27 protein-coding genes and 1 pseudogene are annotated in these 25,833 nt (G+C 75.2%); 18 read left to right on the forward strand and 10 right to left on the reverse strand.

Annotated features, from left to right (window positions below; genetic code table 11):
- Positions 1-103 precede the first annotated feature (103 nt).
- Both ACFVU7_RS21255 and ACFVU7_RS21260 read right to left on the reverse strand, forming a co-directional pair.
- Positions 104-1,285: a globin domain-containing protein gene (locus ACFVU7_RS21255; RefSeq protein WP_387826287.1), complete on the reverse strand. Its 1,182-nt coding sequence runs from the start codon at positions 1,283-1,285 to the stop codon at positions 104-106.
- Between the two features lie 131 nt (positions 1,286-1,416).
- A complete protein-coding gene (locus ACFVU7_RS21260; RefSeq protein WP_049652449.1) occupies positions 1,417-1,866 on the reverse strand; it encodes an Rrf2 family transcriptional regulator in 450 nt (149 codons plus the stop codon).
- A gap of 306 nt (positions 1,867-2,172) precedes the next feature.
- Here ACFVU7_RS21260 and ACFVU7_RS21265 point away from each other — a divergent pair, with 306 nt between their 5' ends.
- From ACFVU7_RS21265 to ACFVU7_RS21280, 4 genes are all read left to right on the forward strand, one after another.
- Complete coding sequence (locus ACFVU7_RS21265) at positions 2,173-3,783, forward strand: beta-propeller fold lactonase family protein (RefSeq protein WP_380775836.1); 1,611 nt, start codon at positions 2,173-2,175, stop codon at positions 3,781-3,783.
- A gap of 99 nt (positions 3,784-3,882) precedes the next feature.
- Entirely contained in the window at positions 3,883-4,539 is a 657-nt protein-coding gene (locus tag ACFVU7_RS21270) for a transcriptional regulator (RefSeq protein WP_049652446.1), read from the forward strand.
- Positions 4,536-4,823, forward strand: a complete 288-nt coding sequence (locus ACFVU7_RS21275; protein ID WP_387826292.1) for a hypothetical protein — start codon at positions 4,536-4,538, stop codon at positions 4,821-4,823. The genes ACFVU7_RS21270 and ACFVU7_RS21275 overlap by 4 nt, the downstream gene beginning before the upstream one ends.
- A 3-nt stretch (positions 4,824-4,826) precedes the next feature.
- Positions 4,827-5,666, forward strand: coding sequence for an aminotransferase class I/II-fold pyridoxal phosphate-dependent enzyme (locus ACFVU7_RS21280; protein WP_387826667.1), 840 nt, complete (start codon positions 4,827-4,829; stop codon positions 5,664-5,666).
- A 190-nt stretch (positions 5,667-5,856) separates the two neighbouring features.
- Here ACFVU7_RS21280 and nagB read toward each other — a convergent pair whose 3' ends face one another.
- Together nagB and ACFVU7_RS21290 are read right to left on the reverse strand one after the other, a co-directional pair.
- The gene (nagB, locus tag ACFVU7_RS21285; protein WP_049652442.1) at positions 5,857-6,639 is read right to left on the reverse strand and encodes a glucosamine-6-phosphate deaminase; all 783 of its coding nucleotides are present in this window, start codon (positions 6,637-6,639) and stop codon (positions 5,857-5,859) included.
- Between the two features lie 311 nt (positions 6,640-6,950).
- Positions 6,951-7,358, reverse strand: coding sequence for a hypothetical protein (locus ACFVU7_RS21290; protein WP_143204672.1), 408 nt, complete (start codon positions 7,356-7,358; stop codon positions 6,951-6,953).
- 299 nt (positions 7,359-7,657) lie between these two features.
- Here ACFVU7_RS21290 and ACFVU7_RS21295 point away from each other — a divergent pair, with 299 nt between their 5' ends.
- From ACFVU7_RS21295 to ACFVU7_RS21320, 6 genes are all read left to right on the forward strand, one after another.
- The gene (locus ACFVU7_RS21295; protein ID WP_388046446.1) at positions 7,658-8,419 is read left to right on the forward strand and encodes a serine/threonine protein kinase; all 762 of its coding nucleotides are present in this window, start codon (positions 7,658-7,660) and stop codon (positions 8,417-8,419) included.
- The gene (locus ACFVU7_RS21300; protein ID WP_388046448.1) at positions 8,416-10,050 is read left to right on the forward strand and encodes a protein kinase; all 1,635 of its coding nucleotides are present in this window, start codon (positions 8,416-8,418) and stop codon (positions 10,048-10,050) included. Before ACFVU7_RS21295 ends, ACFVU7_RS21300 begins: the two co-directional genes overlap by 4 nt.
- Positions 10,051-10,139: 89 nt before the next feature.
- A complete protein-coding gene (locus ACFVU7_RS21305; protein ID WP_074004922.1) occupies positions 10,140-11,240 on the forward strand; it encodes a calcium:proton antiporter in 1,101 nt (366 codons plus the stop codon).
- Between the two features lie 495 nt (positions 11,241-11,735).
- Positions 11,736-13,061: a geranylgeranyl reductase family protein gene (locus ACFVU7_RS21310; RefSeq protein WP_388046450.1), complete on the forward strand. Its 1,326-nt coding sequence runs from the start codon at positions 11,736-11,738 to the stop codon at positions 13,059-13,061.
- 212 nt (positions 13,062-13,273) lie between these two features.
- Entirely contained in the window at positions 13,274-13,930 is a 657-nt protein-coding gene (locus ACFVU7_RS21315; RefSeq protein WP_074004920.1) for a TNT domain-containing protein, read from the forward strand.
- A 124-nt stretch (positions 13,931-14,054) separates the two neighbouring features.
- Entirely contained in the window at positions 14,055-14,654 is a 600-nt protein-coding gene (locus ACFVU7_RS21320; RefSeq protein WP_053112412.1) for a GNAT family N-acetyltransferase, read from the forward strand.
- 35 nt (positions 14,655-14,689) lie between these two features.
- On the opposite strand, the gene ACFVU7_RS21325 is transcribed toward ACFVU7_RS21320, so the two are convergent.
- The gene (locus tag ACFVU7_RS21325; protein ID WP_388046452.1) at positions 14,690-15,391 is read right to left on the reverse strand and encodes a DUF4328 domain-containing protein; all 702 of its coding nucleotides are present in this window, start codon (positions 15,389-15,391) and stop codon (positions 14,690-14,692) included.
- A gap of 310 nt (positions 15,392-15,701) precedes the next feature.
- On the opposite strand from ACFVU7_RS21325, the gene ACFVU7_RS21330 reads away from it, so the two are divergent.
- The 4 genes from ACFVU7_RS21330 (at position 15,702) to ACFVU7_RS21345 (ending at position 17,555) form a co-directional block, all read left to right on the forward strand.
- The gene (locus tag ACFVU7_RS21330) at positions 15,702-16,178 is read left to right on the forward strand and encodes a hypothetical protein (protein WP_143204671.1); all 477 of its coding nucleotides are present in this window, start codon (positions 15,702-15,704) and stop codon (positions 16,176-16,178) included.
- A gap of 66 nt (positions 16,179-16,244) precedes the next feature.
- Entirely contained in the window at positions 16,245-16,658 is a 414-nt protein-coding gene (locus ACFVU7_RS21335) for a hypothetical protein (RefSeq protein ID WP_375873734.1), read from the forward strand.
- 4 nt (positions 16,659-16,662) lie between these two features.
- Entirely contained in the window at positions 16,663-16,959 is a 297-nt protein-coding gene (locus tag ACFVU7_RS21340; RefSeq protein ID WP_049660555.1) for a hypothetical protein, read from the forward strand.
- 11 nt (positions 16,960-16,970) lie between these two features.
- Positions 16,971-17,555 (forward strand): type 1 glutamine amidotransferase domain-containing protein, encoded by a 585-nt coding sequence (locus ACFVU7_RS21345; protein WP_388046453.1) that lies wholly within the window; start codon positions 16,971-16,973, stop codon positions 17,553-17,555.
- A gap of 21 nt (positions 17,556-17,576) precedes the next feature.
- Here the strand turns inward: ACFVU7_RS21345 and ACFVU7_RS21350 are convergent, their stop codons facing one another.
- The 3 genes and pseudogenes from ACFVU7_RS21350 to ACFVU7_RS21360 all read right to left on the reverse strand — a co-directional run bounded on the left by ACFVU7_RS21350 (position 17,577) and on the right by ACFVU7_RS21360 (position 19,969).
- The gene (locus tag ACFVU7_RS21350) at positions 17,577-18,431 is read right to left on the reverse strand and encodes a DNA ligase (RefSeq protein WP_388046647.1); all 855 of its coding nucleotides are present in this window, start codon (positions 18,429-18,431) and stop codon (positions 17,577-17,579) included.
- Positions 18,432-18,527: 96 nt separating this feature from the next.
- Positions 18,528-19,397 (reverse strand): annotated as a pseudogene (gene ligD, locus ACFVU7_RS21355) (non-homologous end-joining DNA ligase); the annotation flags it as partial.
- 137 nt (positions 19,398-19,534) lie between these two features.
- A complete protein-coding gene (locus ACFVU7_RS21360; protein ID WP_388046455.1) occupies positions 19,535-19,969 on the reverse strand; it encodes a VOC family protein in 435 nt (144 codons plus the stop codon).
- A gap of 270 nt (positions 19,970-20,239) precedes the next feature.
- Here ACFVU7_RS21360 and ACFVU7_RS21365 point away from each other — a divergent pair, with 270 nt between their 5' ends.
- Entirely contained in the window at positions 20,240-20,674 is a 435-nt protein-coding gene (locus tag ACFVU7_RS21365) for a CBS domain-containing protein (RefSeq protein ID WP_234348648.1), read from the forward strand.
- 158 nt (positions 20,675-20,832) lie between these two features.
- Here ACFVU7_RS21365 and ACFVU7_RS21370 read toward each other — a convergent pair whose 3' ends face one another.
- Positions 20,833-21,765 carry a helix-turn-helix domain-containing protein gene (locus ACFVU7_RS21370; protein ID WP_388046456.1) on the reverse strand — a complete coding sequence of 311 codons (933 nt, stop codon included), beginning with the start codon at positions 21,763-21,765 and terminating at the stop codon, positions 20,833-20,835.
- A 151-nt stretch (positions 21,766-21,916) separates the two neighbouring features.
- Here ACFVU7_RS21370 and ACFVU7_RS21375 point away from each other — a divergent pair, with 151 nt between their 5' ends.
- Positions 21,917-22,501 carry a pyridoxamine 5'-phosphate oxidase family protein gene (locus tag ACFVU7_RS21375; RefSeq protein WP_049658863.1) on the forward strand — a complete coding sequence of 195 codons (585 nt, stop codon included), beginning with the start codon at positions 21,917-21,919 and terminating at the stop codon, positions 22,499-22,501.
- 147 nt (positions 22,502-22,648) lie between these two features.
- Here ACFVU7_RS21375 and ACFVU7_RS21380 read toward each other — a convergent pair whose 3' ends face one another.
- Positions 22,649-23,044, reverse strand: coding sequence for a transglycosylase family protein (locus ACFVU7_RS21380; protein ID WP_063780366.1), 396 nt, complete (start codon positions 23,042-23,044; stop codon positions 22,649-22,651).
- A gap of 483 nt (positions 23,045-23,527) precedes the next feature.
- Here ACFVU7_RS21380 and ACFVU7_RS21385 point away from each other — a divergent pair, with 483 nt between their 5' ends.
- Positions 23,528-24,121, forward strand: coding sequence for a universal stress protein (locus ACFVU7_RS21385; protein ID WP_375873738.1), 594 nt, complete (start codon positions 23,528-23,530; stop codon positions 24,119-24,121).
- Positions 24,122-24,246: 125 nt separating this feature from the next.
- The gene (locus ACFVU7_RS21390; RefSeq protein ID WP_049658329.1) at positions 24,247-25,701 is read left to right on the forward strand and encodes a PLP-dependent aminotransferase family protein; all 1,455 of its coding nucleotides are present in this window, start codon (positions 24,247-24,249) and stop codon (positions 25,699-25,701) included.
- The last annotated feature ends 132 nt before the right edge of the window (positions 25,702-25,833 follow it).

Consider the following 25,833-nt stretch of genomic DNA (forward strand, 5'->3'; position numbering starts at 1 on the left):
CACGGCCTCACGGCCTCACGGCCTCACGGCCTCACGGCCTCACGGCCTCACGGCCTCACGGCCTCACGGCCTCACGGCCTCACGGCCTCACGGCCTCACGGCCTCAGGCGCCGAGCCAGAGGTCCGGCCCGAACACCTCGTAGTGGATGTCCGCCGCCGGGACGCCCGCGGTCAGCAGCTGCTCGCGGACGGCGCGCAGGAAGGGGAGCGGCCCGCAGAGGTAGGCGGTGGTGCCGGCCGGGACCTCGACGGTGGAGAGGTCCACCAGGCCGGTGCGCTCGGCCGGCCACTCGCCGAGCGGCCGCTCGTAGAAGACGTGCGAGTCCGCGTTCGGCAGGTCGGCGGTGAGCCGTGCCAGTTCGGCCCGGAAGGCGTGGCTCAGCTGGTCGCGGTCGCCGTGGACGGAGACGATCCGCCGGGTGGAGCCGGTGGTGGCGAGGTGGTCGAGCATGGCGGTCATCGGGGTGTTGCCGATGCCGGCGGAGGCGAGCAGCACCGGGCCGTCGCCGTCGGCCAGGGCGATGTCGCCCAGCGGGGGCGCCAGTTCGACGGGGTCGCCGGCCTTCAGGTGGTCGTGCAGGTGGCCGGAGACCTCGCCGCCGTCCTCGCGCTTGACGCTGAAGCGCAGCGCGCCGTCGGCGCCGCCGGAGAGGCTGTACTGGCGGATCTGCCGGGCGCCGTCGGCCAGTTCGGTGCGCACCGAGACGTACTGGCCGGGGCGGAAGGCCGGGACGGGGCGGCCGTCGGCGGGGCGGACCAGGTAGCTGGTGACGGCCTTGGTCTCCTGGTGGCGGGCGATCACGGTGTAGGGGCGCCACAGGTCGGCCGGGTCGCCGCCGGCGGCGGCCTCGGCGCGCAGCCGGTCCTCGAGGGCGATCAGCGCGTTGGCCATCAGCCAGTAGACCTCGTCCCAGGCGGCGGCGACCTCGGGGGTGACGGCCTCGCCGAGCACCTCCACGATGGCGGCGAACAGGTGCTCGTGGACGATCTTGTACTGGCTGCTGTCGATGCCGACGGAGACGTGCTTGTGGGCGATGCGGGCGAGCATCGCGTCCGGCCGCTGGTCCGGGTCGGCGATCAGGGCGGTGGCGAAGGCGGCTATCGAGCCGGCCAGCGCCTCGCGCTGGGTGCCGTTGGCCTGGTTGCCCCGGTTGAAGAGGTCGCGCAGCAGCTCCGGGTGCGCGGCGAACAGCCGGTCGTAGAAGCGCGGGGTGATGTCGCCGATGGCGGCGCCCACGACGGGCAGGGTGGCCTCGATGACCTCGGTGGACTTCGCGGACAGCATCAGTCGGGCTCCTAACTGGTATTTGAGATTCGCATTAAAGGCTGTGAAAGAGGCGCGCAGCCCCGGTGGGCCGATCGGCCGGTGGGTCCGGCGGTCTCGGTGGGTCCGGCGGTGCCGGTGACGCCGGTGGGTCAGGCGGTGTCGGCGGGTCTCGCGGTGAGGCTGAGCAGGACCGGCCCGGTGGGGGAGGCCACCAGGTCGTCGATGGAGAGGTGGTCGAGCGCGGCGAAGAACGCCTCCTGGGCGCCCCGCAGTGCTCCGCGCAGCCGGCACGCGGCCCGCAGCGGGCAGGGCGGGTCGTCCTCGCAGCCGACCACGTCGCCGACCCCCTCCAGCTCCCGCAGCAGCAGTCCGAGCGAACCGGTCCGCCCGGCGAAGGTGAGCATCAGCCCGCCGCCGCGACCGCGCCGGGCCTCCACCACCCCCAGGTGCTGCAGCCGGCTGACCACCTTCGCCGCGTGGGTGTACGGCACGCCGACGGACGCGGCCACCTCGCGGGTGGTCGGGTTGTCGCCCTCGCCCAGGACGGCCAGTCGCATGGCGATCCGCAGGGCGATGTCGGTGCTCTTGGTCAGCCTCACGTTCGGAACGCTATCGAATACGACTCCGCAACTCCAATTTTCTGCACGACGTCGATCGAGACCCCGGTCACGTCGATCCGGAGCCCTCGGCCCGGTCGGGGCCGTGGCGGGTCCGCGCACCCTCGCGCGGCGATCGGATCTGAACATTTGGCGACATTAGTAGTCACTCCCTGACGGAAAGTCAGGGCGGCTTCTACGCTTCCCCCGGCTCCGAACCCACCACAGCACCACCACACGTTCGTCCGTGCCGAGCAGCTGGAGAGACCCGTGAGAACACCCCGCACACCCCGTCGTACCCGGACGGCCGTGGCCGCGATATCCGCGACCACGGCCGCACTGCTGTCGCTGCCCGCGACCGCCGAGGCCGTCACACCGCCGCCGGCCGTCGCCGCGCACCTGGCGGTGGCGCCGTACCCGGCGGGCGTCGCGCTGACGCCGGACGGCGGCCACGCCTATGTGACCAGCCAGAGCAGCGGCGCCGTCAGCGTGCTCGACACCGCGAGCAACACCGTGTCCGGCGGCTTCACCGCCGGGTCCGGCTCGTACGCCGTGGCCGTGTCGCCCGACGGGCACCGGGCCTACCTGACCCACCACCTGGACAACACCGTCAGCGTCGTGGACACCGCGACCGACGCCGTCACCGCGACCGTCCCGGTCGGCGCCCAGCCCTGGGGCCTCGCCCTCGCGCCGAACGGCTCCCGCGCCTACGTGAGCAACGCCGCCGCCAACACCGTCAGCGTGCTGGACACGTCGTCCGACACCGTGACCGCGACCGTGCCGGTCGGCGCCGAGCCGCACGGCCTGGCCGTCTCCCCGGACGGCACCCGGCTGTACGTCGCCGCGTCCGGCGCCAAGGCCGTCACCGTGGTCGACACCGCGAGCGGCACGGTGAGCGGCACCGTCCCGGTCGGCCACGGCGTCTTCGGCCTCGCGCTCAGCCCGGACGGCACCCGGCTGTGGACCGCCGACGGCGACGACGGCACCGCCGCCGTGATCGACACCGCGGCCGGTACGGTCCTCGGCACCGTCGCCGTCGGCTCCGGCCCCTACGCGGTGACCGTCTCCCCGGACGGCACGGCGGCCTACGTCTCCAACTACGCCGACAACACCCTGAGCGTGGTGGACACCGCGAGCCGGACGGTCACCGCGACCGTCCCGGTGGGCGCCAGCCCGTACAGCCTGGCCCTGACCGCCGACGGGCGGCACGGCTACCTCGCCGACTTCACCGGCAGCGCCGTCGACGTGGTGACCTTCCCGCTGCCGGTGCCGGACGTGACCGCGATCAGCCCGAACGGCGGCTCCGGGACGGGCGGCACCGCGGTGACCATCACCGGCACCGACCTGGCCGGCGCCACCGCCGTGACCTTCGGCGCGGCCGGCGCCGCCACCTCGTTCAGCTGCACGAAGACCAGCTGCACCGCGACCGCCCCCGCCACCACCGTCGCCGGAGCCGTGGACGTGCGGGTCACCGGGCCCGGCGGCACCAGCGCGGCCGTCGCCGCCGACCGCTTCACCTACACCGCCCCCGCCGCCCACCTGGGCGTCGCGCTCACCGCGACCCCGGTCACCGGGCTGCTCTCCAGCCGGGTCGACTACACCGTCACCCTCACCGGCCAGGGCCCCGACCCGGTGACCACGGCCACCGTCGCCGCCGACCTGCCCGCCGGGCTGACCACGACCTCCGGTGACTGCACCGTCGCCGCCGGGAAGCTGAACTGCGCGCTGACCGCGCCGCTGGCCAAGGGCGCGAGCACCACCCGGCACTTCTCGGTCGGCGTCGGCCTGCTCACCCTGCTCCGCAGCTGGGACGTCACCGTGGCGCGCACCGCCGGGGCGCCCGCCGACCCGTCGCCCGCCACCAGCCGGGCCACCCGCAGCTGCTCCGCGGTGCTCGGGCTGCTGATCACCTGCAAGTAGCGCACGGGCAGCCGCCCCGGGCCCCGCCGGAACCCTCCGGCGGGGCCCGGGGCGTGAAAGCCCTGGACCAAGTGTCCGAGCCGGACGTACAGTCCAGGCATGTCCTCGGAAAACCCCGACCCCCGCGTACGGACCTGGTCCCCGGTCTGCCGCGCGGTGGCCCTGCTGCTCGGCCCGTACGCCGAGGTCGTGCTGCACGACACCGCCACCGACCGGGTCCTCGCCGTCTGGAACCCGATGACCCCCCGGGCCCCCGGCGACCCGTCACTGCTCGGCGAGCTCGACGGGATCGACCCCTCCGCCCCCGACGTCTACGGCCCGTACGCGAAGCTGCTGCCCGACGGACGCCGGCTCTCCTCCGTCAGCGCCGTACTGCGCGACGACGACGGGAAGCCCACCGCGGTGCTCTGCGTCAACCTCGACCGCGGCCCGCTGGAGCAGGCCGCCGCCCTGCTGGCCGGCTTCGCCGCCCCCACCGCGCCGCGCCCCGAACCGCTCTTCGAGCGCGACTGGACCGAGCGGATCAACGACGTGGTCGGCGGGTACGTCCGCGCCCAGGGCCGCCCGCTGGAGCGCTTCACCCGCGAGGACCGGCTCGCCGTCCTGGGCGAACTCGACCGGGCGGGGGTGTTCGCCGTCCGGCGCGCCGTCCCCGTCGTCGCCACCGCGCTGCGGATCTCCCGCTCCAGCGCCTACAGCCTGCTCGCCGAGCTCAAGCAGCACCCCGCGGGCCCCGGCGAGGAGGACCACCAGTGACCCGGCTCCCCGACTTCCGGCTCGAAACCCACTTCTCGCGCTGGGAGTTCACCGCCCGCCACCACCTCACCGCCTCCGACGCGCAGACCATGACGATGGCCGAGCTGCTCGCCCTGGCGGGCCCCGAGGACCGCGAGGCCTGGGACACCCTGGCCCTCGGCTACACCGAGACCTTCGGCGACCCCGGGCTGCGCCGCGCCGTCGCCGGGATGTACGAGCGGGTCGGCGAGGACGACGTGATCTGCTTCGGCGGCGCCCAGGAGGGGCTCAACCTCGCCATGTAGGTCCTGCTCGAACCGGGCGACCACGCGGTGGTGCTGACCCCGAACTACCAGTCCGCCGAGACCGTCCCGCTCTCGCTCTGCGAGGTCACCGGCGTCGCGCTGGACCCGGAGCGGGACTGGGCGCTGGACCTGGACGCGGTCGAGGCGGCGCTGCGGCCGAACACCAGGGTGCTGTCGGTCAACTTCCCGAACAACCCGACCGGCACGGTGATCGACACCGCCGACTTCGTCCGGCTGGCCGAGCTCTGCGACGAGCGCGGCATCCGGCTGTTCTCGGACGAGGTCTACCGCGGTCTGGAGCGCGACCCGGCCCGCGCCCTGCCGCAGGCCGCCGACCTCTCCGAGCGGGCCCTCTCGCTCAACGTGACCTCCAAGTCGCTCGGCCTGCCCGGCCTGCGGATCGGCTGGATCGCCTGCCGGGACCAGGAACTGCGCTCGCGCCTGGAGCGGGCCAAGCACTACACCACGATCTGCAACTCGGCGCCGAGCGAGGTGCTGGCCCGGATCGCGATCACCGCCCGCGACCGCATCCTGGCCCGCAACCGCGCGATCATCGCCGGGAACCTGCCGCTGTTCGACGCCTTCTTCGCCGAGTTCGCCGACCTCTTCGAGTGGCGCGCGCCGGACGGCGGCTGCGTCGCCTTCCCGCGCTACCTGGGCCCGGACGGCGTGGAGGAGTTCTGCACCGCGCTGGTCGAGCAGGCGGGCGTGCTGCTGCTGCCCGCCGGGATCTTCCGCTCGGAGCTGACCCCGACCCCGGCCGACCGGTTCCGGATCGGCCTCGGCCGCCGCGACCCGGGCCCGGGCCTGGCGGCCTTCGCCGACTGGCTCCGCAAGCGCTGAGCGGCGCTTCCCGTGCTGAGCGGTGCTCCCCGTGCTGAGCGGTGCTCGCGGAACTGAGCGGTGCTCCCCACGCTGAGCGGCGCTCGCGGTACTGAGCGGCGTCTCCGTACGGCGAAACGGCCGGGGCGCCGGCCACCGAGGGGAGTCGGTGGCCGGCGCCCCGGCCGTCAAGGCCGCTGCCCGGGAGCGCTCAGAGCTTCTGCCAGGCCGGCTTGGCCGCGTAGGTGTCGCGGAAGTAGTCGGCGAGCTTGAGGCGGGAGGCGGCCGCCTCGTCCACCACGACGGTGGCGTGCGGGTGCAGCTGCAGCGCCGAGGCGGGGACGACCGCGGAGAGCGGGCCCTCGACGGCGAGCGCGACGGCCTCGGCCTTGGCCTCGCCGGTGGCGAGCAGGACCAGGTGGCGGGCCTCCAGGATGGTGCCGATGCCCTGGGTGATGACGTGGTGCGGGACCTCGTCGAGGCTGTCGAAGAAGCGGGCGTTGTCCTCGCGGGTCTGCCGGGTCAGGGTCTTGATCCGGGTCCGGGAGGAGAGCGAGGAGCAGGGCTCGTTGAAGCCGATGTGGCCGTCCGTGCCGATGCCGAGCAGCTGGAGGTCGACGCCGCCGGCCTCGGCCAGCGCGCGGTCGTAGGCGGTGGCGGCCGCGGCGATGTCGGAGGCGTTGCCGTCCGGGCCCAGGAAGGAGTCCTCGGTCAGGCCGAGCGGCTCCACGACCTCGCGCAGCACCACCGAGCGGTAGGACTCCGGGTGGCCGGCGGGCAGACCGACGTACTCGTCCAGCTGGCAGATGCGCGCCTCGGCGGCGTCCAGTCGGCCGTCGCGGACCCGCTCGGCCAGGGCCTGGTAGATCGGCAGCGGGGTCGAGCCGGTGGCCACGCCGAGCAGGGCGTCGGGCTTGTCGGTCAGCAGATCGGTGATCGCCGCGGCGATGAGTTCGCCGGCCGCACGGGCGTCAGGGACGATCACGATTTCCATACTGGGTCCACCGTTCTGAGGCGAGGCTGAGGTCTAGACCTCCAAGGTCTAGACCAGTTTGCCGTGAAGGGGTGCCCCAGGTCCACCCGGGTCCGCGTTCCGGATGATCTCCGCCGCCGCCTCTTCTGCCTGATCGGGACGGCTGCCGCCCGATCGGCATGGCCGGGGCCGGTCGTCGGGACGGGATGTCCCGGCGGCCGGCCCCGGTGGTGGTGTCCTCTACTGCTTCCCGCCCCCTGGTCGTCCGGACGGCTGCCCGGTCGTACGGACGGCGTGGGGGTGGCGGGTGCGGCGCCTCGGCGGCCCCGCGATCAGAACGGGCGGGTACAGGTGGTGACCTGCTTGGCGACGTCCAGCGCGGGGCCGGCGGTCGCGCAGATCATGCGGGGGGCGCCGGCGGTCACCCGCGGGGTGACCGCCTTGGCGGAGCCGAACCGGACGGTGGTCGCGGAGGCGACCGCCTCCCAGGGGCTGCCCCAGGCGGCCTGGGTGCGGACCTCGACCCGAACCAGCGTCAACTGGCCCGGGTCCGCGCTGACCTGGGCGACGCCGACGATGCCGGCGCCGTCGGCCTGGTGCGAGATGCAGGGCTGGTTGAGCACCGTGGCGCAGAGCGCGGTGTCGGTGTCGGACGTCGCGGTGGCCGCTATGGCCGGGGCCGCCGTCAGGCCGGCGATCCCTGCCGCCGCCATCACCACAGCTGCGATCCGAGCGCGCATGATACGAACCTCCTTGGAAATTAAGGGAATCTCACTCCTTGAGATGAGTCTTGCACACATCGTGAACGTGTTGTGTGTGCGTTGCGTCACACTCATGGTGACCGTTCAACTACATCCTGCAACCATTCCTCATCTGTTCAGCGCACGGACAACTCCAGTCCTGACGGATGATCAGTTCATGGGTGGAAAAGGGCGGTTCCTCACCCGTCCGGGTGGCGGGTTTGCCCCCGGGGCGAATAGGACGGATACCATCGACCCCATCCCACGGAGGTATCGACCCGATCCCACGGAGGTGCCGCGTGGACACGGTCATCGTCCAACTGCCCGGCCCCGGGCCCGGGATGAGGCCCGGTGGGGCCCCCGGCCTGCTGCGGATGGGCCCGGGCGAGACCGCGGTGTTCGGGCGCGGGGAGCCCGGCCGACCGGTCCCCATCCCACTGCCCGACCAGGGCGTCTCCCGCCGGGCGGGGGAGGTGGTCGCGGCCGAGGACTACTGGCGGCTGTCCAACTTCAGCACCTCGGCCACCTACGTGGTGGAGAACCTGGAGGGTGCGGGGGAGCACGTCAAGGTCGCGCCCGGCCGGCTCGGCGCCCCCGTCCCGTTCGAACTCTCCCGGGTGCTGCTGCCCGCGCTCGGCGAGCCCGCGGCCTTCAAGGTCTTCGCCCCGCAGCACGCCTACCTCGACGGGCGGCCCGACGGCGCCGACGGCGAGCACACCGTCAGCCCGTTCGCCCTGGACCCGACCGCCAAGTACTTCCTGGTCCTGCTCGCGCTCTGCGAGCCCCGGCTGCGCTCGCCCTCCGCCGCCGCCGTCCCCGGGGTGACCGAGGTGCTCGCCCGGCTGCGCGCCCTGCCCGGCTGCCGCGGGCTGAGCCGCTCGGCGGTCAACTACCACATCGACTACCTGGTGGAGACCAAGCTGCGGCTGCGCGAGCCGTACGAGGAAGGGCCGGCCGGCGGCAAGCGCGAGGAACTGGTGGCGCTGGCGCTGAAGTTCGACCTCGTCCGGGAGGAGCACCTGGCCCTGCTCCCGCCCCGGCGCGCGGTCGCCCGGCCGTGACGCCCGGCGCCCCGTCCGAGCCGTCGCCGCGGTCCGAGCCGGAGCCGGAGCCGTCGCCGCGGTCCGAGCCCGGGCCGGAGCCGGGTTCCGACCCCGAGCCCGAGCCGGGTTCCGACCGCGGGCCGTCCGGGGGCCCGTCCTTCGCGGTCCCGGAGGGCTACCCGATCGCCGGCTACCGCCTCGGCGCCTTCCTCGGCGCGGGTGCCTGGGGCAGCGTGTACGCCGCCAAGGGCCCCGACGGGAGCCAGGCCGCCGTCAAGATCCTCGGCGCGGCCCGGTTCGCCCCCGGTCAGCGCCGGACCGTGGCCCGGATGGCCCGCAGCGAACAGCGCTTCAGCCGCCGCGCCGACCACCCCCACCTGATCCGGACCCTCGCCGTGGCCACCGTCGAGGACCCGGACCACCCGGCGCTCGACGGTGCCGTCGCCCTGGTGATGGAACGCGCCGCCGGTAGCCTCCAGGACCTGCTGGGCGAGGCCCGCCCCGGTGCCGCGGTGCCCGGCGCCGAGCGGATCCTGGCCGAGGTCTGCGCCGGGCTGAGCCACATGCACCGGGTCGGCTGGGTGCACGGGGACCTGAAACCGGCCAATGTCCTGCTGATGCCCGACGGCACCGCGAAGATCGCCGACTTCGGCCTCACCGCCGAGCTGGAGGGCACCCACGCCTACGCCCCGCCGCTGGGCTCGCCCGACCACGTCCCGCCCGAGTGGTGGTCCGAGCGCACCGGCGCCCGCGGCATCGCGCTGCGCCCCAGCGCCGACGTCTGGGCCTTCGGGGTGATCGCCCACCAGGTGCTCACCGGCGGCCTGCACCCCTTCCTCGGCGCCACCAGCCGGGCCCGCTCGCTGGCCGCCCAGGCGTACGCGCGGGGCGCCGCGCCGCTGCGGCTGGACGAGGCGCTGCCGGTGCGCTGGCGGCCGGTGGTCGCCGCCTGCCTCGCCCCCGGGCGGGAGGAGCGGACCCGGACCGGGCCGGCCGGGCTGGCGGCCCTGGTCGCCCGGGCCGCGGCCGCTCCGGGTCGGGGCCGTCGGGCCGCTGTCCGGGTCGCCGTCCAGGCCGCCGTCCGGTCCGGCGCGGGCCTGCTCGCCTGCGGGCTCGCCGTCCTCGTCCTGGCCGGTGGCCCGGAGTCCGGCGGTCCGGGCGCGGCTGAGCGCGCGGCGCCCCCGCCGCCCGGCGCGATCCCGGCCGGATCGGACGTCCCGGTGGCCTATCGGGGCATGATCGAGACCGCGGCGCGGCGCTGCCCCGAGCCGGAGGTCACCCCGGTGCTGCTGGCCGCCATGCTGAAGGCCGAGAGCGGCTTCGACCCGAAGGCCGCCCGCCCGGAGACCGGCGAGTACGGCATCGCCCTGTGGACGCCCTCCGTCTTCGAGGCCTGGGGCAAGGCCGCCACCCATGCCGGTCCGAAGTCGTACTGGGACCCGGGCGACGCGATCGCCGCGATGGGCAACTACGCCTGCTGGCTCGACCAGCAGATAAAGCGCCACGGCTTCACCCACGACCTGCCCGCCCTGGTCGCGGCGGCCTACCGGACCAGCGACAAGACCGTGGCGACCGCCGGGGGCGTCCCGGAACGGCTTCGGCAACATGTCGACAAAGTGCTTCAGTACCTTCATGGCTACGGTGGGTGACTGCCGAATTGGGATGAGTTATGCCACATCCCTATGTATCCGGCGCGGGCACCCGGGTGACGGGCCTCCGGTCTGGGATCCTCGGCGGCATGATCACGAAGCTCCGCGCGGCTCTCGCGCAATGGACCGTCGTCGTCCCGGTGGTGTCGTTCCTCGTCCTCGCCCTGACCTGGCACAAGGAACTCCCCGGCTGGGTGGTGGCGGTGGTCGCCTGCTTCCTGGTGGGCGCCGTGCTGTCGGCCGTGCACCACGCGGAGGTGATCGCGCACTGGTCGGGGGAGCCCTTCGGGTCACTGGTCCTCGCCGTGGCGGTCACCGTGATCGAGGTCGCGCTGATCGTGACGCTGATGGCCGACGGCGGGGACAAGTCCTCCACCCTGGCCCGGGACACCGTCTTCGCCGCCGTGATGATCACCTGCAACGGCATCCTCGGACTGTCCATCCTGGTCGCCGCCGTCAAGTACCGGACCGCCGTCTTCAACGCCGAGGGCACCGGCGCCGCGCTGGCCTGCATCGCCACCCTCGCGACCCTCAGTCTGGTGCTGCCGACCTTCACCACCAGCTCGCCCGGCCCCCAGTTCTCGACCACCCAGCTCACCTTCGCGGCCACCGCCTCGCTGGTGGTCTACGGCCTGTTCGTGGCCACCCAGACCGTCCGGCACCGCGACTACTTCCTGCCCGTCACCCCCGAGGGCCGGGTGCTGGCCGAGGAGGAGCATGCCTCCCCGCCCACCCTCCGGGCCGCCGGGATCAGCCTGCTGCTGCTCGCCGTCGCCCTGGTGGCGGTGGTGGGCCTGGCCAAGGGCGTGTCGCCGACCATCGAGAAGGCGGTGGACGACGCCGGGCTGCCGCACGCCGTGGTCGGCGTCGTGATCGCCATGATGGTGCTGCTGCCGGAGACCATCGCGGCGCTGCGCGCGGCCGTCCGCAACCGGGTGCAGACCAGCCTCAACCTCGCCCTCGGCTCGGCGCTCGCCAGCATCGGCCTGACCATCCCGGCGGTCGCGATCGCCTCCACCTGGCTGTCCGGCCCGCTCGTCCTCGGCCTCGACCCGGCGCACATGGTGCTGCTGAGCCTGACCATCGTGCTGCTCACCCTCACCGTCATCCCGCGCCGGGCGACCCCGCTGCAGGGCGCGGTGCACCTGGCGGTGCTGGCGGGGTACGTGGTGCTGGCGCTGAACCCGTGAGGGCCCGCCGGCCGTAGTCGACAGTGGAAGCCCCTGCCACGTTCCCCCGTGCGGTCAGGGGCTTCCGCCGTTCCCGGGGCCGGATCGGGTGGTGCCGGTGGTGTCAGTGGGACTAGTGAGACCAGTGGGACTGGTGGTGAACCCGGGAGGCGGTGCCGGCCGTGGTACCGGATGAGGGCCCCGGTCCGCCCCCGTGGTCGGGGCCCTCGTCGAACCCGGCGCGACCGCCGTTGATCCCCCCGAGGGGTCCGCGCCGCGGAACGACGGAGAGCCCCTGGTCCCGCTGCTGCTCGCGGGCCGGGGGCTCGGTTGCGTCCGGGCCCCGGCGTGGCGGGTGGACCCGTACGGCAGGGGTGGCCGGTATTGGCCGGTTCGCGGGGCGGCCTGCGTGTCGGGGCGGCGGGCGGGCGCCGGGGTTCTCTATCGTCCGTCCGGAACCGCCCAGTCCGAGGACTCCGTCGCGCGGACAGCCGATCCGACCCGTGGGAGAGTGCGATGCCCGGCCCAGAGCAGACCGTCCGGCCCGAGGAGACCGTCAGTGGCGGGGAGGCCGTCCAGGACGGGGGGAGCGCCGACGTCATCGTGGTCGGCGCCGGACCGGCCGGCTCCACCGCCGCCGCCCACCTCGCCCGGACCGGACTGGACGTCCTGCTGCTGGAGAAGTCCGCCTTCCCGCGCGAGAAGGTCTGCGGGGACGGCCTCACCCCGCGCGCCGTCAAGCAGTTGACCGACCTCGGCATCGACGTCTCCGAGGAGGCCGGCTGGCTGCACAACCGGGGCCTGCGGCTGATCTCCGGGCACCGCTCGGTGGAGTTCGACTGGCCCGAGCTCTCCGCCTACCCCGGGTACGGACTGGTCCGGCGCCGCGCCGACTTCGACGAACTGCTCGCCCGCAAGGCCGCCTCGCTCGGAGCCCGGGTGGTCGAACGCGCCAATGTGACGGGCCCGACGCTGGACGAGCGGACCGGCCGGATCACCGGCGTCACCGCCAAGCTGGGAGAGGAGCGCCGGCCGGTCGCCTACCGGGCCCCGGTCGTGGTCGCCGCCGACGGCAACTCCACCCGGCTGTCGGTGGCGATGCGGCGCTACCGCCGCACCGACCGCGCGATGGGCGTCGCCTACCGGACGTACTTCACCACCCCGCGCCACGACGACCGCTACCTGGAGGTCTGGCTCGACCTGCGCGACCCCGACGACCGGGCCCGGCGCCAGTTGCCCGGCTACGCCTGGGTGTTCGGCATGGGCGACGGCACCGCCAACGTCGGCCTCGGGGTCCTCGACACCGCCGGGACCGAGGCGGACTGGCGCGAGGTGCTGCGGCGCTGGTGCGACGGCCTGCCCCCGGATTACGGCTACACCCCCGACGCGGTCACCGAGCCGATCCGCGGTGCCGCCCTGCCGATGGGCCTCAACCGCGCGCCCCACTACGCCGACGGTCTGCTGCTGATCGGCGACGCGGGCGGGACGGTCAGCCCGGGCACCGGCGAGGGCATCGCCTACGCGATGGAGTCCGGCCGCTACGCCGCCGAGACCATCGTCCAGGCCCTCGCCCGCCGCACCGACCGCGGTCGCGAACTCGCCCTGCGCGCCTACCCGCAGGCGCTGCGCTCCGCCTACGCGGGCTACTTCGCGCTCGGTCGCCTGGCCGCCGACATGCTGGGCCGCCCGAAGCTGCGCGGCGCGGCCGGGGCGGCCGGGCTCGGCCACCCGGCGCTGCTGAAGGCGGCGTTCCGGCTGATGGCCAACCTGACCGAGCCGAACTCCAAGGACGCCCTCGACCGGCTGCTCCACCTGCTCGGGCGGGTCGCCCCGGGGAAGTGACCCGGGCGCGCCGGACCGCTCATCCTCGCGGACGGGCGGTCCCGGTGTCCCGGCTTTGGCCGAATCCGCCGAGTCGAACGCGCAGTCGCACGGATCATGTTGACGAATGATCAGATGATCCGATTGCCTGGTGTCGAACCAGCCACGGAGGGTGAGCACAACGCTCCTCCGTGGCTCCTTTTTCGACCGATGACCCGTTCGACGGAGACACCGTGCGCCTTCGCCTTCGCCTGCTCGTCGCGCCGCTCGCCGCGGCCGCCGCCCTCACCGCCGTGACCGTCCCCGCCGCCGTCGCGGCCCCGGCGGCCACGCCCGCCGACCAGTGCTCCGCCGCCTTCCGCCACGACGACGCCCGCCTCGGCCCGGCCGACCTCCCGACCGCCGGGCCGGTCGGCCGCCAGCTCGTCGGCTACCAGCGCACCGGCGGCGCGGGCGAGCAGGACTTCCTGGCCAAGTACTACGACCCGGCCGGCAACGGCGGCAAGGGCGGCTGGATATACCCGCCGGCCGACGGCTACGTCACCCTGCCCGACGGCAGCCCGATCGAGTTCGACCTCACCCTCTACCCGAACCAGAACATCGACCGCTACGGCAGCGAGTACGGCGCCTACCTCGCCCCCGAGGGCCTGCCCTACGCCAGCCGCGCGCTCCCGCCGCAGAGCCTGGACGGCACCCCGCCGGCCGCCTGCAACTACCACGACTACAAGGTGGTCAAGGCCTTCACGGTGCACGCCGGCCCGATCGCTCCCTGGTTCAACCAGCCCGGCTGGGGCCTCCAGTACCAGCTCGACGCCACCCTGCTGCCCGGCGGCCCGGCCAAGCTGAACGTGCTCTGGCTGGTGGAGAACGGCTACCTGGCCCGGATCTGACCGCGCCCCGTCCGCCCGCCCGGTCCGCCCGCCCGCTCCGTCCACCAGGGCGGAGCGGGCGTACGGGCCCGGAGGCCGGAATATTCGCTGGCGGGCCCGGGGGAGCGGGGGATAGGAAGACGGGATGACCATCAGCGATCCCGGCACCGCCCAGCGGCTGTTCCGCCCCACCGTCCTCGACCTCGGCGACGCCGTGCTGCGCCCGTGGGGGCCCGGCCTCGACGTGTCCGGCGGAATCGTGCCCGCCCTGCTCGCCGCCGCGGCGGACCCTGCCGTCGCCCGCTGGAACCCGCTCAGCGCCACCGGCCCGGTCGACCCGCAGGCCTACCTGGAGCGCTGCGAGGCAGGCTGGGCCGACGGCAGCGCGGCCTCCTTCGCCGTGATCGACGCCGCCGACGGCAGCCTCTGCGGCAACGCCTACCTGGGGTGGAGCAACCGGGACGACGGCGTGGCCATGGTCGGCTACTGGCTGCTCGCCGCGGCCCGCGGCCGGGGCCTGGCCACCCGGGCCACCACCGCCGTCACCCGCTGGGCGGTGGAGCACGCCGGCGCCCGCCGGATCGAGCTCTACCACGCCGTCGGCAACGAGGCCTCCTGCCGGGTCGCCGAGCGGGCCGCCTTCCCGTACGAGGGCACCCTGCGCGCCTCCTACACCTACGGCGGGGGCGTCTACACGGACGAGCACCTGCACGCCCGGCTGGCCTCGGACCCGTTCACGGACTGAGCGCCCGCCCGCGGGCCCGCGGCCGGCGGAACGGCTCAGCCCCGGACAGTCCCGCCGCGGACCGCGTACGCGTGGGCGGTGGACTCGGCGAAGCGCTCCTCCTGCATGGCCGTCAGCCGCTGGACGACCAGGACGGCGAAGACGGCGGCGACCACCTCCAGCACGTCGGAGGCCAGCAGCCAGCCGAGGGCGGTCTGGTAGTCGTCCGGGTACTTCGCCGAGTTCAGGTAGTTGGCGCCGAACCGGCCGGTCGCGTTGGCCAGCCAGAAGGTGGCCCACCAGAGGTTGACCAGCGGCTGGGGGTGCGGCAGGCGCACCCCGGAGGCGTCCGGCCGGGCGCTGGCCTTCCAGGTGTCGACCGTGATCCGGAACGGGAACCAGAGGGCGACCACGGGGGTGAACCAGCCGCCGATCGCCCAGCCGCGCTTGAACCGGTGCCCGCTCGGGTCGAAGACCTCCGCGTTCACCCGCACCCGGTGGAACCAGGTGACGAAGGCGACCGCCGAGGCCAGCAGGGTGAGCGTCTGGACCAGGCTGACGTTGTCGTAGAGCAGGGCCGCGTCCGTCAGCGCGGACTCGTCGGCCAGGTCGGAGTCGGCGGCGAACTCCCCCGCCTCCCCGTACAGGCGGAAGCCCGCGGCGAGCGAGGCGAGGGTCGCGGTGCCGCACACGGCGAGCAGGACGGTGGCGGCGGTGGAGCTGGGTCTGGGCGAGCGGTACAGCGCGGGCGAAGGCATCGGGGACGGACTCCTGGACTGGACCAATGTGACGGGGCGACACCCTAGGGCCTGCGGGCAGCCCCGGACCAGCGGCTTTTCGCGGACCGCACCGCACGACGGGCCCCGGCGCGCGGCCGCCGCCCCCGCCCCGGCCCCGGCCCGCGCTCCGGAGCGACGGCGCACGCGCGGAGCGGCGGCCCGGGCGGCGCGAACCGACGGCCGCGCGGCGCCCCGCCGTGGCTCCTTGCCACGGCCCCCCGTCGCGGATCCACGGGGTGCAGGCTGCGCGCGCGGCGGGGGAGCGACCTAACCTGGAGGAGAGCGTTCGGTGCGTCGCCCGCGAACGGAAGCGGTGGTCATGACGGTGGTCTCGGCGGCTCTCTTCGGTACCGACTGGTGGCAGCCCGCGCTGCCGGGCGGTGCCGAGTTGCTGCGCGAGTGCGCGGTACGGGGCTGGACGGTCGTGCTGACCGGCCCCGGGCCGGCCGGGGCTCCGGCCCTGGCCGTGGCCGACCCCGGGGGCGACCCGGTGCGGGCCGCGCTGGACCTGGTGGACGGCAGGCCCTCGCACGCCGTGGCCGTCGCCGGGAGCGTGCGCGAGGTCCGGGCGGCGCGGCGGGCCGGGGTGCCGTGCGTCGCCCTGGCGGCCGGCCGGGACACCGGCCCCGAGCTGCGGGCGGCGGGCGCGGCCGAGGTCCACCGCGACGCCGCCGCCCTGTTGAGCGTCCTGGACGACAGCCTGCTCGCCCGCCCCCGGGCGTTCGGGCCCGTCGGCGCCGGAACAGGCGGTGCCCGGAACGGTTAGCGCGAGCCCGTACCGGGCAACCGCCCGGGTGCGAGCACGTCACCCGAAGTGTCGGAGGTGACCGAGATGGACGGACCCGCGTTGAGCGGATGGGAGCGGCGGCTCCTCGAGGAGATCGAGTCCGATCTGCGCCAGGACACACGGCTCGACCGGAAGCTGAGCACCATGGGTGCCGAGCCGCCGAGCCGGGTCCGGGGCGTGCTCCGCGGCATCGGGCGCAGGTTCTCGGCGGGGGTCGTGCTGACCGCCCTGGTGATGACGATGATCTGCCTCGGTGTGGGCCTGCGGACCCCGGCCACCGCCGTACTGGTCGCGCTCGGCGTGGTCTGGGCGGCCACCGTGGCGGCCGCGTTCGCCGCCTCCGAGCTGCTGCGCCGCCGCCGCGCCGGCCGCGGCCGCACCGAAGCGGTGGACCCGGCGGAGGCCCGGGAACGCCGGGAGCGCCGCGAACGGCGGCCCTGGGACCGTCCGGAGGCGTGACACCATGACCACCGACCTGTGGGAGTACCGCCCGGGCTCCCATCCCGCCGCCGACCTCACGCTGGTCGGGTACGAGGTGCTTGCCACCGACGGCCCGGTCGGCCGGGTCGAACAGGACGCCGGGGACCACCTGCTGGTCGACGCCGAACCCTGGGTGCCCGGCACCCGGGTGCTCGTCCCGGCCGGGCTGGTCGCCCGGCTCGACCACCTCGACCGCGCCGTCCACCTCGACTGCCCGCGCGCCAGGCTCAGCTCCGCCCCGCCCGCGGCCGTCGACCTGACCGCCCCGCACCCGCGCTGAGCGACCACGCCATGGGCTGGCCGTCCACGACGCTCACCGGACGCGTGATCGCCCTCCTGGTCGCGCCGTACGGGGCCGAACAGGTCGAACTGACCGACCCCTGGCAGGCCGTCGCCGAGTCCGGCGGCACCCCGCGGCTGCTGTCCACCGCCGAGGGCCGGGTCCGCACCGTCCGGCACCACGCCGAGGGCGACACCTTCGCCGTGGACGCCCTGGTCGCCGAGGCCGACCCGGCGGCCTACGACGGGCTGGTCCTCCCCGGCGGCGTCGCCAACCCCGACCGGCTGCGCCTGGACCGCCCGGCGGTCGCCTTCGTGCACGCCTACTGCGCCGCCGGCCGTCCGGTCGCGGCGATCTGCCACGCGGCCTGGACGCTCATCGAGGCCGACGCCGTCCGCGGCCGCACCCTCACCTCCTGGCCCAGCCTGCGCACCGACCTGGTCAACGCCGGCGCCCACTGGGTGGACGAGCCGGTCCACGTCTGCCACGACGGCCCCGGCCCGCTCGTCACCAGCCGCAAGCCGGGCGACCTGCCGCTGTTCGACGACGCCTTCGTGACGGAGTTCGCCCACGCGGCGGCGAAACGGAGGCGGTGAGCAAGGGGAGCGAGGGCGGGGTCAGTCGCCGCGGAGGCGGAGGAAGGTGGCGGACGGCGGGCGGCCGGTGAGGGTGAACTCGGCGCGGAGCGGGGCGGTCAGCGGGTGGACCGGGCCGTGGTCCGGGTCGGTGGCGGGCGGGCCGAGCAGGGGGCGGGCGAGTTCGGCGACCTCGCGGGACTGGACCGGGGTGAGCCTCGGGGTGGTCAGGAACACCCGGCCGTCGTCCAGCTGGAGGATCAGCGCGTGCGGGTGGGCGGCCGGGCCGGTGACGGCGCGGACGGTGGCGTCGAGGGTGTCGCCGCGGCGGTACTTGACCCAGACCCGGCCCGCGCCGCGCGGGCGGTACGGGGCCGCCGCGGCCTTGCAGACCAGCCCCTCCACCCCGGTGTCGGCGAGCCGCTCCGTCCACTCCAGCGCCTCCGCCCGGTCGGTGGTGGCCATGACCGGCCGGATCGGCGGCGGGACGTCGGCGAGGGCGGCGAGCAGCAGCCGGCGGCGGTCGGTGAGCGGAAGGGCCCGTACGTCGCGGCCGGGCAGCGCCAGCAGGTCGAAGGCGATCAGGCCGAGCGCGACCCCGGTGGCGGCGGCGCGGGCCCGGCGGGTGCGCAGCAGCTCGCCGAAGGCGAACCGGCCGTCGCGCCAGGCGACCAGCTCGGCGTCCAGCACCAGGCCCTCCGGCAGCCGGGCGACGGCGACGGCGATCGGCGGGAACTCGGCGGCGAGGTCGCGGCCGCCGCGGGACTGGAGGTACGCGGGCCGCCCGCCCCGGGCGAAGGCGACGCAGCGGAAGCCGTCCAGCTTCAGCTCGTACTGCACGCCCCCGCCGCCCAGGCCGTCGGCGGGCGGGACGGCGGCCACGGCGGCCGGGCGCATCACCTCGACGGGCGGGTGCAGCACCTGGGCCGGCCGCGCTCCTTCCGCCCGCCTGGTCGGTGGTGACCCCGTCGGCGGTGGCGCCGCCGGTGCGCCGGGCAGCGGCCGGGCCCGCTCCGGGTCCAGCAGCGGGGCGAGCAGGTCGCCGTGGGCGGCCAGCCGGTCGGGCACCTCGGCGAGGGTGAAGACCAGGTCCCGCTCGTCGGCGGCCCGTTCCAGCTCCGCCCAGGCCAGCGGGGTGGAGACGGTCGGCAGCGGCCTAGCCCGCAGGGTGTACGGCGCGGCGGTGGTCTTCTTGGCGTTGTTCTGCGACCAGTCGACCAGCACCCGGCCCCGGCGGCGGGCCTTGGCCATGGTGTGCACCACCAGCTCCGGGTGCTCGGCCTCCAGGGCGGCGGCCAGCGCCTTCGCGTACCCGGAGACCCGGGCGCTCGGCGCGGGCTCGATCGGGACCAGCAGGTGCAGGCCCTTGGAGCCGGAGGTCTTCACCCAGGCCGCCAGGCCGTCCGCCGCGAGCCGCTCGCGCAGCAGCAGCGCGACCGTGCGGCAGGTGAGCACGTCGGCGCCCTCGCCGGGGTCCAGGTCCAGCACCAGCCGGTCGGCGAGGGCGGGTCGGGCCGCGTGCCACTGCGGGACGTGCAGTTCCAGGCAACCCAGGTTGGCGACCGCCAGCAGCGCCGCGCCGCTCTCCAGTACCACCTGGCGCAGCTCGCCGGTGTTGCTCGGCACGTTGACCGTGCGCACCCAGTCCGGGGTGCCGGGCGGCGGGTTCTTGGCGACGAACACCTCCGCCTCGACGCCGTCCGGGCAGCGGAGGAAGGAGACCGGGCGGTCGCGCAGGTGCGGGAGCAGCGCGGCGTGCACGGCGGCGTAGTAGCGCAGCACCTCGCCCTTGGGGGTGCCGGTGCGCGGGTAGTACACCTTGTCGAGGTGGGAGAGGGCGAGGGTGTGCCCGTCCACCGTCATCTGCGGCACGGTCCGCCTCCGATGCCTCCGGTGCCTTCGATGCCTCCGGTGGGGTGGCCCCCGCTGTCAGTCTGCCCCGGTCCGGCGGCCACCGCCTCGGCGCCGCCGCTCCGGGCCGTCCGTGGCCGCGGACCGCCTCACCCCCGTGGGCGGCCGGCCGGCCGGGGCGCGCCCGGGTAGGTGCCGAAGTACCAGCGGTTGCCCTCCGGGTCGGCGGCGGCGAAGTCGCGCGAGCCGTAGTCGGTCTCGTACAGCCCGGTGATGATCCGGGCCCCGGCGGCCACCGCGCGGGCGTGCACGCCGTCCGGGTCGGCGGTGACCACGTACGCGGTGAAGCCGCCCGGCCGGCCCGGCCACGGTTCGGCGTCCTCGGGTGTCGGACGGTCGGAGCCGAGCATCACGCCGCCGCCCTCGGGCCAGGCGAGTTCGGCGTGCGCGACGAAGTCGCCCTCGCCGTAGGCGACGACCTCCTGGAAGCCGAAGGCGTCGACCAGGAAGCGGATCAGGGCCCGGGCGTCGGTGGCGCGCAGGTTGGGCCAGACCTGCGGGGCGGGGGTCTCGGTGGTGTCCATGGCTCGCTCACTCCTCGGGAGGTGCGGGTGGCCGGGCCGGTGGCCGGGCCGGTCGTGCTCTCCTCCACTCTGCGGCCGCGCCCCGGGCCCCGCCTCGAAGGTCGCGCGGACTCGCCTGCTCCGGCTGCGCGGGGTCGCGGGCGGAGGCGGGGTTGCTTATGGTGAGGGCGCGGTCACAGCCCCCTTCCGCCCCGACGGCGGGAGCCCGGGAGCACCGCCGGGGGGACGCGGGGGGATCCGGCGGGGGGAACCACCGACGAAGGAGTCCCCGTGACCAAAGCCCGAGACATCATGCACACCGGTGCCCAGTGCATCGGCGCCCACCAGACGCTCGCCGAGGCCGCGCGGATGATGCGCGACAAGCACGTGGGCGCGCTGCCGATCTGCGGCGACGACCAGAAGCTCAAGGGCATCATCACCGACCGCGACATCGTGCTGCGATGTATCGCGGAGGGCAAGGACCCGGCCACGATGACGGCCATCGAACTGGGCGGCCACCTGCACTGCGTACGCGCCGAGGACAGCATGGAGACGGTGCTGCGCAAGATGGAGCAGCACCAGATCCGGCGCATCCCGGTGATCGACGGGGACCGGCTGGTGGGCATGATCAGCGAGGCCGACCTGGCGATGGGCCACCGCGAAGGCCAGCGGCTGACCGATCAGCAGATCATCGAGTTCATGGACAGCGTGTACCTGAAGCACTGACCGGCTGACACCCCGCCCGGCCCGCCTCGCCCCGCCCCGTTTCCGCCCTGCCCTGCCCCGCCCCGCCCGCTCCGGTGACCGGCCGGCCCCCCGTACCGGCCGGGCCCTTCGAGCGTGCCGGGCGGGGCAGCGGTGCGTCTTGTACGAATGCGCACTCCTCAGCTCCCGGAACCCCCTGGGTCCAGGACGGTGCTGGTCACCCGCCCGCTGACCCGGTCGGTGACCCGCTCGGCGGGCCCGGGCAGGGCGGCGGCGGTGCGCCGGGCGGCCAGGAACGCGCGCGGCGAGCAGCCGACCATGGCGCGGAAGGTCCGGTCGAGGTGGGACTGGTCGTAGTAGCCGCAGCGCGTGGCCAGGTCGGCGCCGGTGGGCCGGTGCCCGGAGCGGTGATCCCCGGAGGGGTGGTCCTCGTGCGCGGTCAGGGCGTTGAGGGTGCGCTGGAGCCGGAGGATGCCGGCCGCCTGCTTGGGGGCCAGCCCGAGGTGCTCGCGGAAGCGCAGCTCCAGTCGGCGGCGGCTCCACCCGGTGCCCTCGACCAGGGTGCCGATCGGCACCAGCCCGTGCGAGTGCCGCAGTTGCCGCCACACCCAGTGCACGGACGGGTCCCAGTCCGGCCCGTACGCGAACAGCGCGCCGAAGTACCCGTCCAGCATGGCGAACCGGGCCGGCCAGTTCGGCGCGTGGGCCAGCCGGTCGGTCAGCGCCCGCAGCCGCGGGCCCAGGACGTCCCCGGCCTCGGCCCAGTGCCCGCCGAGCTCGCCGGCCAGCGGCCCGAACGCCCGGAACGCGCCCTGCGGGGTGAGCGAGACGGCCAACCCGTGCAGCGCGCCCGCGTGTTCGGCGACCGTCGCGGTGCGGCGCAGCCCGGCCGCGACCGAGCCGAAGGAGGCGGCGGCCGCGGGGGAGACGGCGTCGGTGAGGCTCATGGTGCCCTCGAAGGCGAGCGCCACGGTGACCACGTCCGTCGGCACCTCCAGCCGTCGGAGCGGCTGCCGCAGCGCCAGCCGGTAGCCCCGGTAGCCGAGCACGTACCCGCGCAGCGGCGCGGCCGGCGCGCCGAGGACCGTCCCGGGAGGGGTGTTCCGGATCATCGCAACTCCCCAGCTCGGTCCGGCGGGTGACACGCGCACGGGCCATCGTAGGCGGCACCGCCCGGCCCCCGGGAGGGCCCGGGCGGTGCGGGGCGTCTCAGGAAGCGGAATCCGGTTTCTTGCCAGCCGAGATGGGGGCAGACTGGCGGGCATGGGAAAGCAGTACGAAGCCATCGACGGTCGGCTGCGCCGGTTCATCGAGCGCCAGCCGGTCTACTTCGTGGCCACCGCCCCGCTGGCCGCCGACGGGCACGTCAACCTCTCGCCCAAGGGCCGGTCAGGGACGCTCGCGGTGATCGACGAACTCACCCTCGCCTACCTGGATTTCGGCGGCTCGCAGGCCGAGACCGTCGCCCATCTGCGGGAGAACGGCCGGATCACCCTGATGTGGTGCGCCTTCGAGGGCCCGCCGACCGTGGTGCGGGTGCACGGGCGCGGGGAGCCGGTGTTCCGGGACGACCCGCGGTTCGCCGAACTGCTCGGCCACTTCGACCCGTCCGCCGACGGCTCCGGGCTGCGGGCGATCGTGCTGGTCCGGGCGGAGCGGGTCAGCGACTCCTGCGGGTACGCGGTGCCGTTCATGGACTACCGGGCCGACCGCGACCTGCACGCCCAGTACTTCGACCGGAAGGACGAGGAGGAGTTCGGCGCCTACTGCGAGCGCAAGCCGCTGGTCGGCAGCAGCATCGACGGGCTGCCGGCCGTTCCGCTGCCACTCCCGCCCCGGCCGTCCTGACCGGCCCGTTCCACCGGGGTGGCCGGGATCCGGGATCCGGGGGCCGAGGGGCCGGGAGCCGAGGGGTCGGGAGCCGGGGCTCCGGCCGGGAACGCGACGAGGCCGCCGTACCCCGGGCGGGGTGCGGCGGCCTCGTGGCCTGCGGTCCTACTTGCCCAGACCGGCCTTGACGGAGCAGACCGGCCAGGCGCCGGGGCCCTGGGCGGCGAGGACCTTCTCGCCGATGGCGATCTGCTGGTCCTTGGTGGCCTGGTGGGCCTGCGCGGCGTAGGAGGTGCCACCGAAGGCGGCCCAGGTGCTCTGGGTGAACTGCAGGCCGCCGTAGAAGCCGTTGCCGGAGTTGATGGCCCAGTTGCCGGTCGCCTCGCAGGCGGCGACCTTGTCCCAGACCGTGGCCGGCGCGGCGGAGGCGCTGGTGGCCGTGACGAGGCCGGCCACGGGCAGGGCGGTGATCGCCCCGGCCATCAGAGCCATCCGGACGCGGTTGCGGCGCTTCGGGGTGGCAGTGGTGGTGGCAGCGGCGGTCTCGTTACGGAAGGTCATGGAGTTCCTTTCGGAGGGGTCTGCGAGCGCGCGGAACCAGGCCCTCGGAAGGCCGTCGGTTTCGGGGACACGTCACTCGCGTGGTCCTGCACCGTTCTGCCCGGGGGCGGTTGGCCCGGCCGGAGCGGATCGCTCGGTGCAACGGGTTCGAAGTTACGGGGGTGGACGGGGCGGTTTCAAGGATCCGAAGGTTTAGCCACGTCAGAGGGGTGTTACCGCGCGTAAGGATCAAGGAAATATGGCGATTTCGCCCGATTTGCCACCATTTCCAAGATCAAAAAGCCCCGGGAAGTGGCCCGCGCCACTCCGAACCCGCTCCGGAACCGGTGTGAGGCCGCCCACACGGTCGACAGCGTGTGACGGTCGGCCAGCCGCCGGTGCCGGTTCCGCCGCCGCGGCCGCCCGCCCGGGTGGCCCGCGCCACAGCCCTCACCCGGAGTGCCCCCTGCCGTCACTCCCGGTGGCGGGCATAGCCTCGGCCCCATGAGCAACGACAGCGATGCAGCGGACACGGCGGACGCGGGAGAGGCGGCCGCCGGTGCGGGAGGGGCGGCCGACGCCGGTGCGGGACGGGCCGCCGCGGCGGGGGTGCCGATCGGCGCCGAGGAGCACGAGGCCGCGGCCGCGCCCGCGGGCTTCGAGCTGGGCACCGACGGCCCCAGCGTGGTGCTGGCCGGCCTGGACGGCTCCGACTCCTCCTGGCGCGCCACCGCCTACGCCGCCGGACTGGCCCGCCGGCAGGGCGCCGTCCTCGCGGTGGCGTACGTCCAGCCGATCCTCGGCGCCGCGACCGCCCTGGCCGGGGCCGCGGTGGAGGAGACCACCCAGGAGATCGCCGAGGAGCTGCTGGCCGCCCTGCGCGAGGCCGAGCACCGGGTGCGCGAGGTGTGGAAGGTGGAGTGGCGCTTCCTGACCATGCGCGGCGACCCGTACACCGGCCTCGCCAAGCTCGCGGACGAGCTGCGCGCCGACGCCGTGGTGGTCGGCGTCTCCGAGCAGGCCGGGCACAAGGTGATCGGTTCGGTGGCGGTCCGGCTGGTCAAGGCCGGCCGCTGGCCGGTCACCGTCGTCCCATAGGCGTGTGCCCCCAGCCTGAGGCGGGTGCCCTGAGCTGCGTGCCCCGGGCCTGAGGTGCGTGCCCGGCCCGGGGCCGGGCAGCCGCCTGAAGGGGGCCGGAGCGGCGGCCGGTAGGGTGCGTGACCATGACGGACACGCGGGGCACGCACCCCTCCGAGCCCGCCCACCCGACCGGCAGTGACCTGCACCTCGACCTCCCCGCCACCGGGGGCCGGCGTGCCGCGCTGATGACGGCCCTGCGCGAGGCGATCCGCAGCGGCAGACTGGCCCCCGGCACCCGGCTGCCGCCCTACCGCGCCCTCGCCACCGACCTCGGCCTGGCCCGCAACACCGCCGCCGAGGCCTACGCCGAACTCGTCGCCGAGGGCTGGCTCACCGCCCGGCAGGGCTCCGGCACCACCGTCGCCGAACGCGCCGAGCCCGTCCCGAGCGGCCGGGCCCGCCGGCCCTCCCGCCGCCCCGGCCCCACCCACGACCTGCGCCAGGGCCAGCCCGACGCCTCCTCCTTCCCGCGCACCGCCTGGCTCGCCGCCGCCCGCCGGGCCCTCACCGCCGCCCCCAACGAGGCCTTCGGACCCGGCGACCCCCAGGGCCGGCGCGAACTGCGCACCGTCCTCGCCGACTACCTCGCCCGCGCCCGGGGCGTGCGCACCGACCCCGACCGGATCGTGGTCTGCTCGGGCTTCGCCCACGCGCTGCGGCTGCTCTTCGACGGCGCCGCGCCCGTCCTGCCGCCCGCCGAGCACGGCCCGCTGGCCGTCGAGGCGTACGGGCTGGGCTTCCACCGCGGGCTGCTGGCCGCCGCCGGCGTCACCACCGTTCCGCTGCCGATCGACGAACGGGGCGCCCGGACCGGCGAGTTGGCGAACCACCCGGACGTCCGGACGGCGCTGCTCACCCCCGCCCACCAGTTCCCCACCGGCGGCCCGCTGCACCCGGGCCGCCGCGCCGCCGTGGTGGACTGGGCGCGCGGGCGCGGCGGGCTGGTCCTGGAGGACGACTACGACGGGGAGTTCCGCTACGACCGCCAGCCGGTCGGCGCCCTCCAGGGGCTCGACCCCGAACGGGTGGTCTACCTCGGCAGCGCCAGCAAGAGCCTCACCCCCGCGCTGCGGCTCGGCTGGATGGTGCTGCCCGACCACCTGGTGGACCGGGTGCTCGCCGCCAAGGGCGAGCGCGAGGGCTGGGCCAGCGCCCTCGACCAGCTGACCCTCGCCGAGTTCGTCGACTCCGGCGGCTACGACCGGCACGTGCGCCGGATGCGCCGCCGCTACCGCGAGCGCCGGGACGAGCTGGTGGCCGCCCTCGCGGCCCGCGCCCCGCACGTCGAGGTGTCCGGCATCGCGGCCGGCCTGCACGCGGTGCTGCGCCTGGAGCCGGGCACCGAGCGCTCGGTGCTCAAGGCCGCCGCCTACCGGGGCCTGGCCGTCGAGGGGCTCGCGGACTACCGGCACCCGGCGGTCGGGGAGGAGGCGATGCCCGCCGTCGACGGCCTGGTGGTCGGCTACGCCACGCCGCCGGACCACGCCTACCCGGCGGCGCTCGGCGCGCTCTGCGACATCCTGCCGCCGTGCGGGTGAGGGCCGTCCCCGGGAGCAGCGGCGAAGGATAGGCCCCCGGGTGCGCCCGTGGGGGCGGAACGAGAGCGGCCGGTGCGCGGTGTCCGCTCGCCGCTCCTGCGTCGGTACGGACCCGGGCCGAGGAGCACAACC

The sequence above is a fragment of the Kitasatospora sp. NPDC058046 genome (genome assembly GCF_042885595.1).
Taxonomy (GTDB): domain Bacteria; phylum Actinomycetota; class Actinomycetes; order Streptomycetales; family Streptomycetaceae; genus Kitasatospora.

Bases quoted from the DNA above. Each gene is read 5' to 3' on its own strand.
- ACFVU7_RS21370 (WP_388046456.1), bottom strand. From the start codon at position 21,765: ATGATCCGGAACACCCCTCCCGGGACGGTCCTCGGCGCGCCGGCCGCG.
- ACFVU7_RS21255 (WP_387826287.1), bottom strand. From the start codon at position 1,285: ATGCTGTCCGCGAAGTCCACCGAGGTCATCGAGGCCACCCTGCCCGTC.
- ACFVU7_RS21325 (WP_388046452.1), bottom strand. From the start codon at position 15,391: ATGCCTTCGCCCGCGCTGTACCGCTCGCCCAGACCCAGCTCCACCGCC.
- ACFVU7_RS21385 (WP_375873738.1), top strand. From the start codon at position 23,528: ATGAGCAACGACAGCGATGCAGCGGACACGGCGGACGCGGGAGAGGCG.
- ACFVU7_RS21360 (WP_388046455.1), bottom strand. From the start codon at position 19,969: ATGGACACCACCGAGACCCCCGCCCCGCAGGTCTGGCCCAACCTGCGC.
- ACFVU7_RS21340 (WP_049660555.1), top strand. From the start codon at position 16,663: ATGACCACCGACCTGTGGGAGTACCGCCCGGGCTCCCATCCCGCCGCC.
- ACFVU7_RS21310 (WP_388046450.1), top strand. From the start codon at position 11,736: ATGCCCGGCCCAGAGCAGACCGTCCGGCCCGAGGAGACCGTCAGTGGC.
- ACFVU7_RS21390 (WP_049658329.1), top strand. From the start codon at position 24,247: ATGACGGACACGCGGGGCACGCACCCCTCCGAGCCCGCCCACCCGACC.
- ACFVU7_RS21290 (WP_143204672.1), bottom strand. From the start codon at position 7,358: ATGCGCGCTCGGATCGCAGCTGTGGTGATGGCGGCGGCAGGGATCGCC.
- ACFVU7_RS21350 (WP_388046647.1), bottom strand. From the start codon at position 18,431: ATGCGCCCGGCCGCCGTGGCCGCCGTCCCGCCCGCCGACGGCCTGGGC.
- ACFVU7_RS21320 (WP_053112412.1), top strand. From the start codon at position 14,055: ATGACCATCAGCGATCCCGGCACCGCCCAGCGGCTGTTCCGCCCCACC.
- ACFVU7_RS21270 (WP_049652446.1), top strand. From the start codon at position 3,883: ATGTCCTCGGAAAACCCCGACCCCCGCGTACGGACCTGGTCCCCGGTC.
- ACFVU7_RS21335 (WP_375873734.1), top strand. From the start codon at position 16,245: ATGGACGGACCCGCGTTGAGCGGATGGGAGCGGCGGCTCCTCGAGGAG.
- ACFVU7_RS21380 (WP_063780366.1), bottom strand. From the start codon at position 23,044: ATGACCTTCCGTAACGAGACCGCCGCTGCCACCACCACTGCCACCCCG.
- ACFVU7_RS21345 (WP_388046453.1), top strand. From the start codon at position 16,971: ATGGGCTGGCCGTCCACGACGCTCACCGGACGCGTGATCGCCCTCCTG.
- nagB (WP_049652442.1), bottom strand. From the start codon at position 6,639: ATGGAAATCGTGATCGTCCCTGACGCCCGTGCGGCCGGCGAACTCATC.
- ACFVU7_RS21305 (WP_074004922.1), top strand. From the start codon at position 10,140: ATGATCACGAAGCTCCGCGCGGCTCTCGCGCAATGGACCGTCGTCGTC.
- ACFVU7_RS21375 (WP_049658863.1), top strand. From the start codon at position 21,917: ATGGGAAAGCAGTACGAAGCCATCGACGGTCGGCTGCGCCGGTTCATC.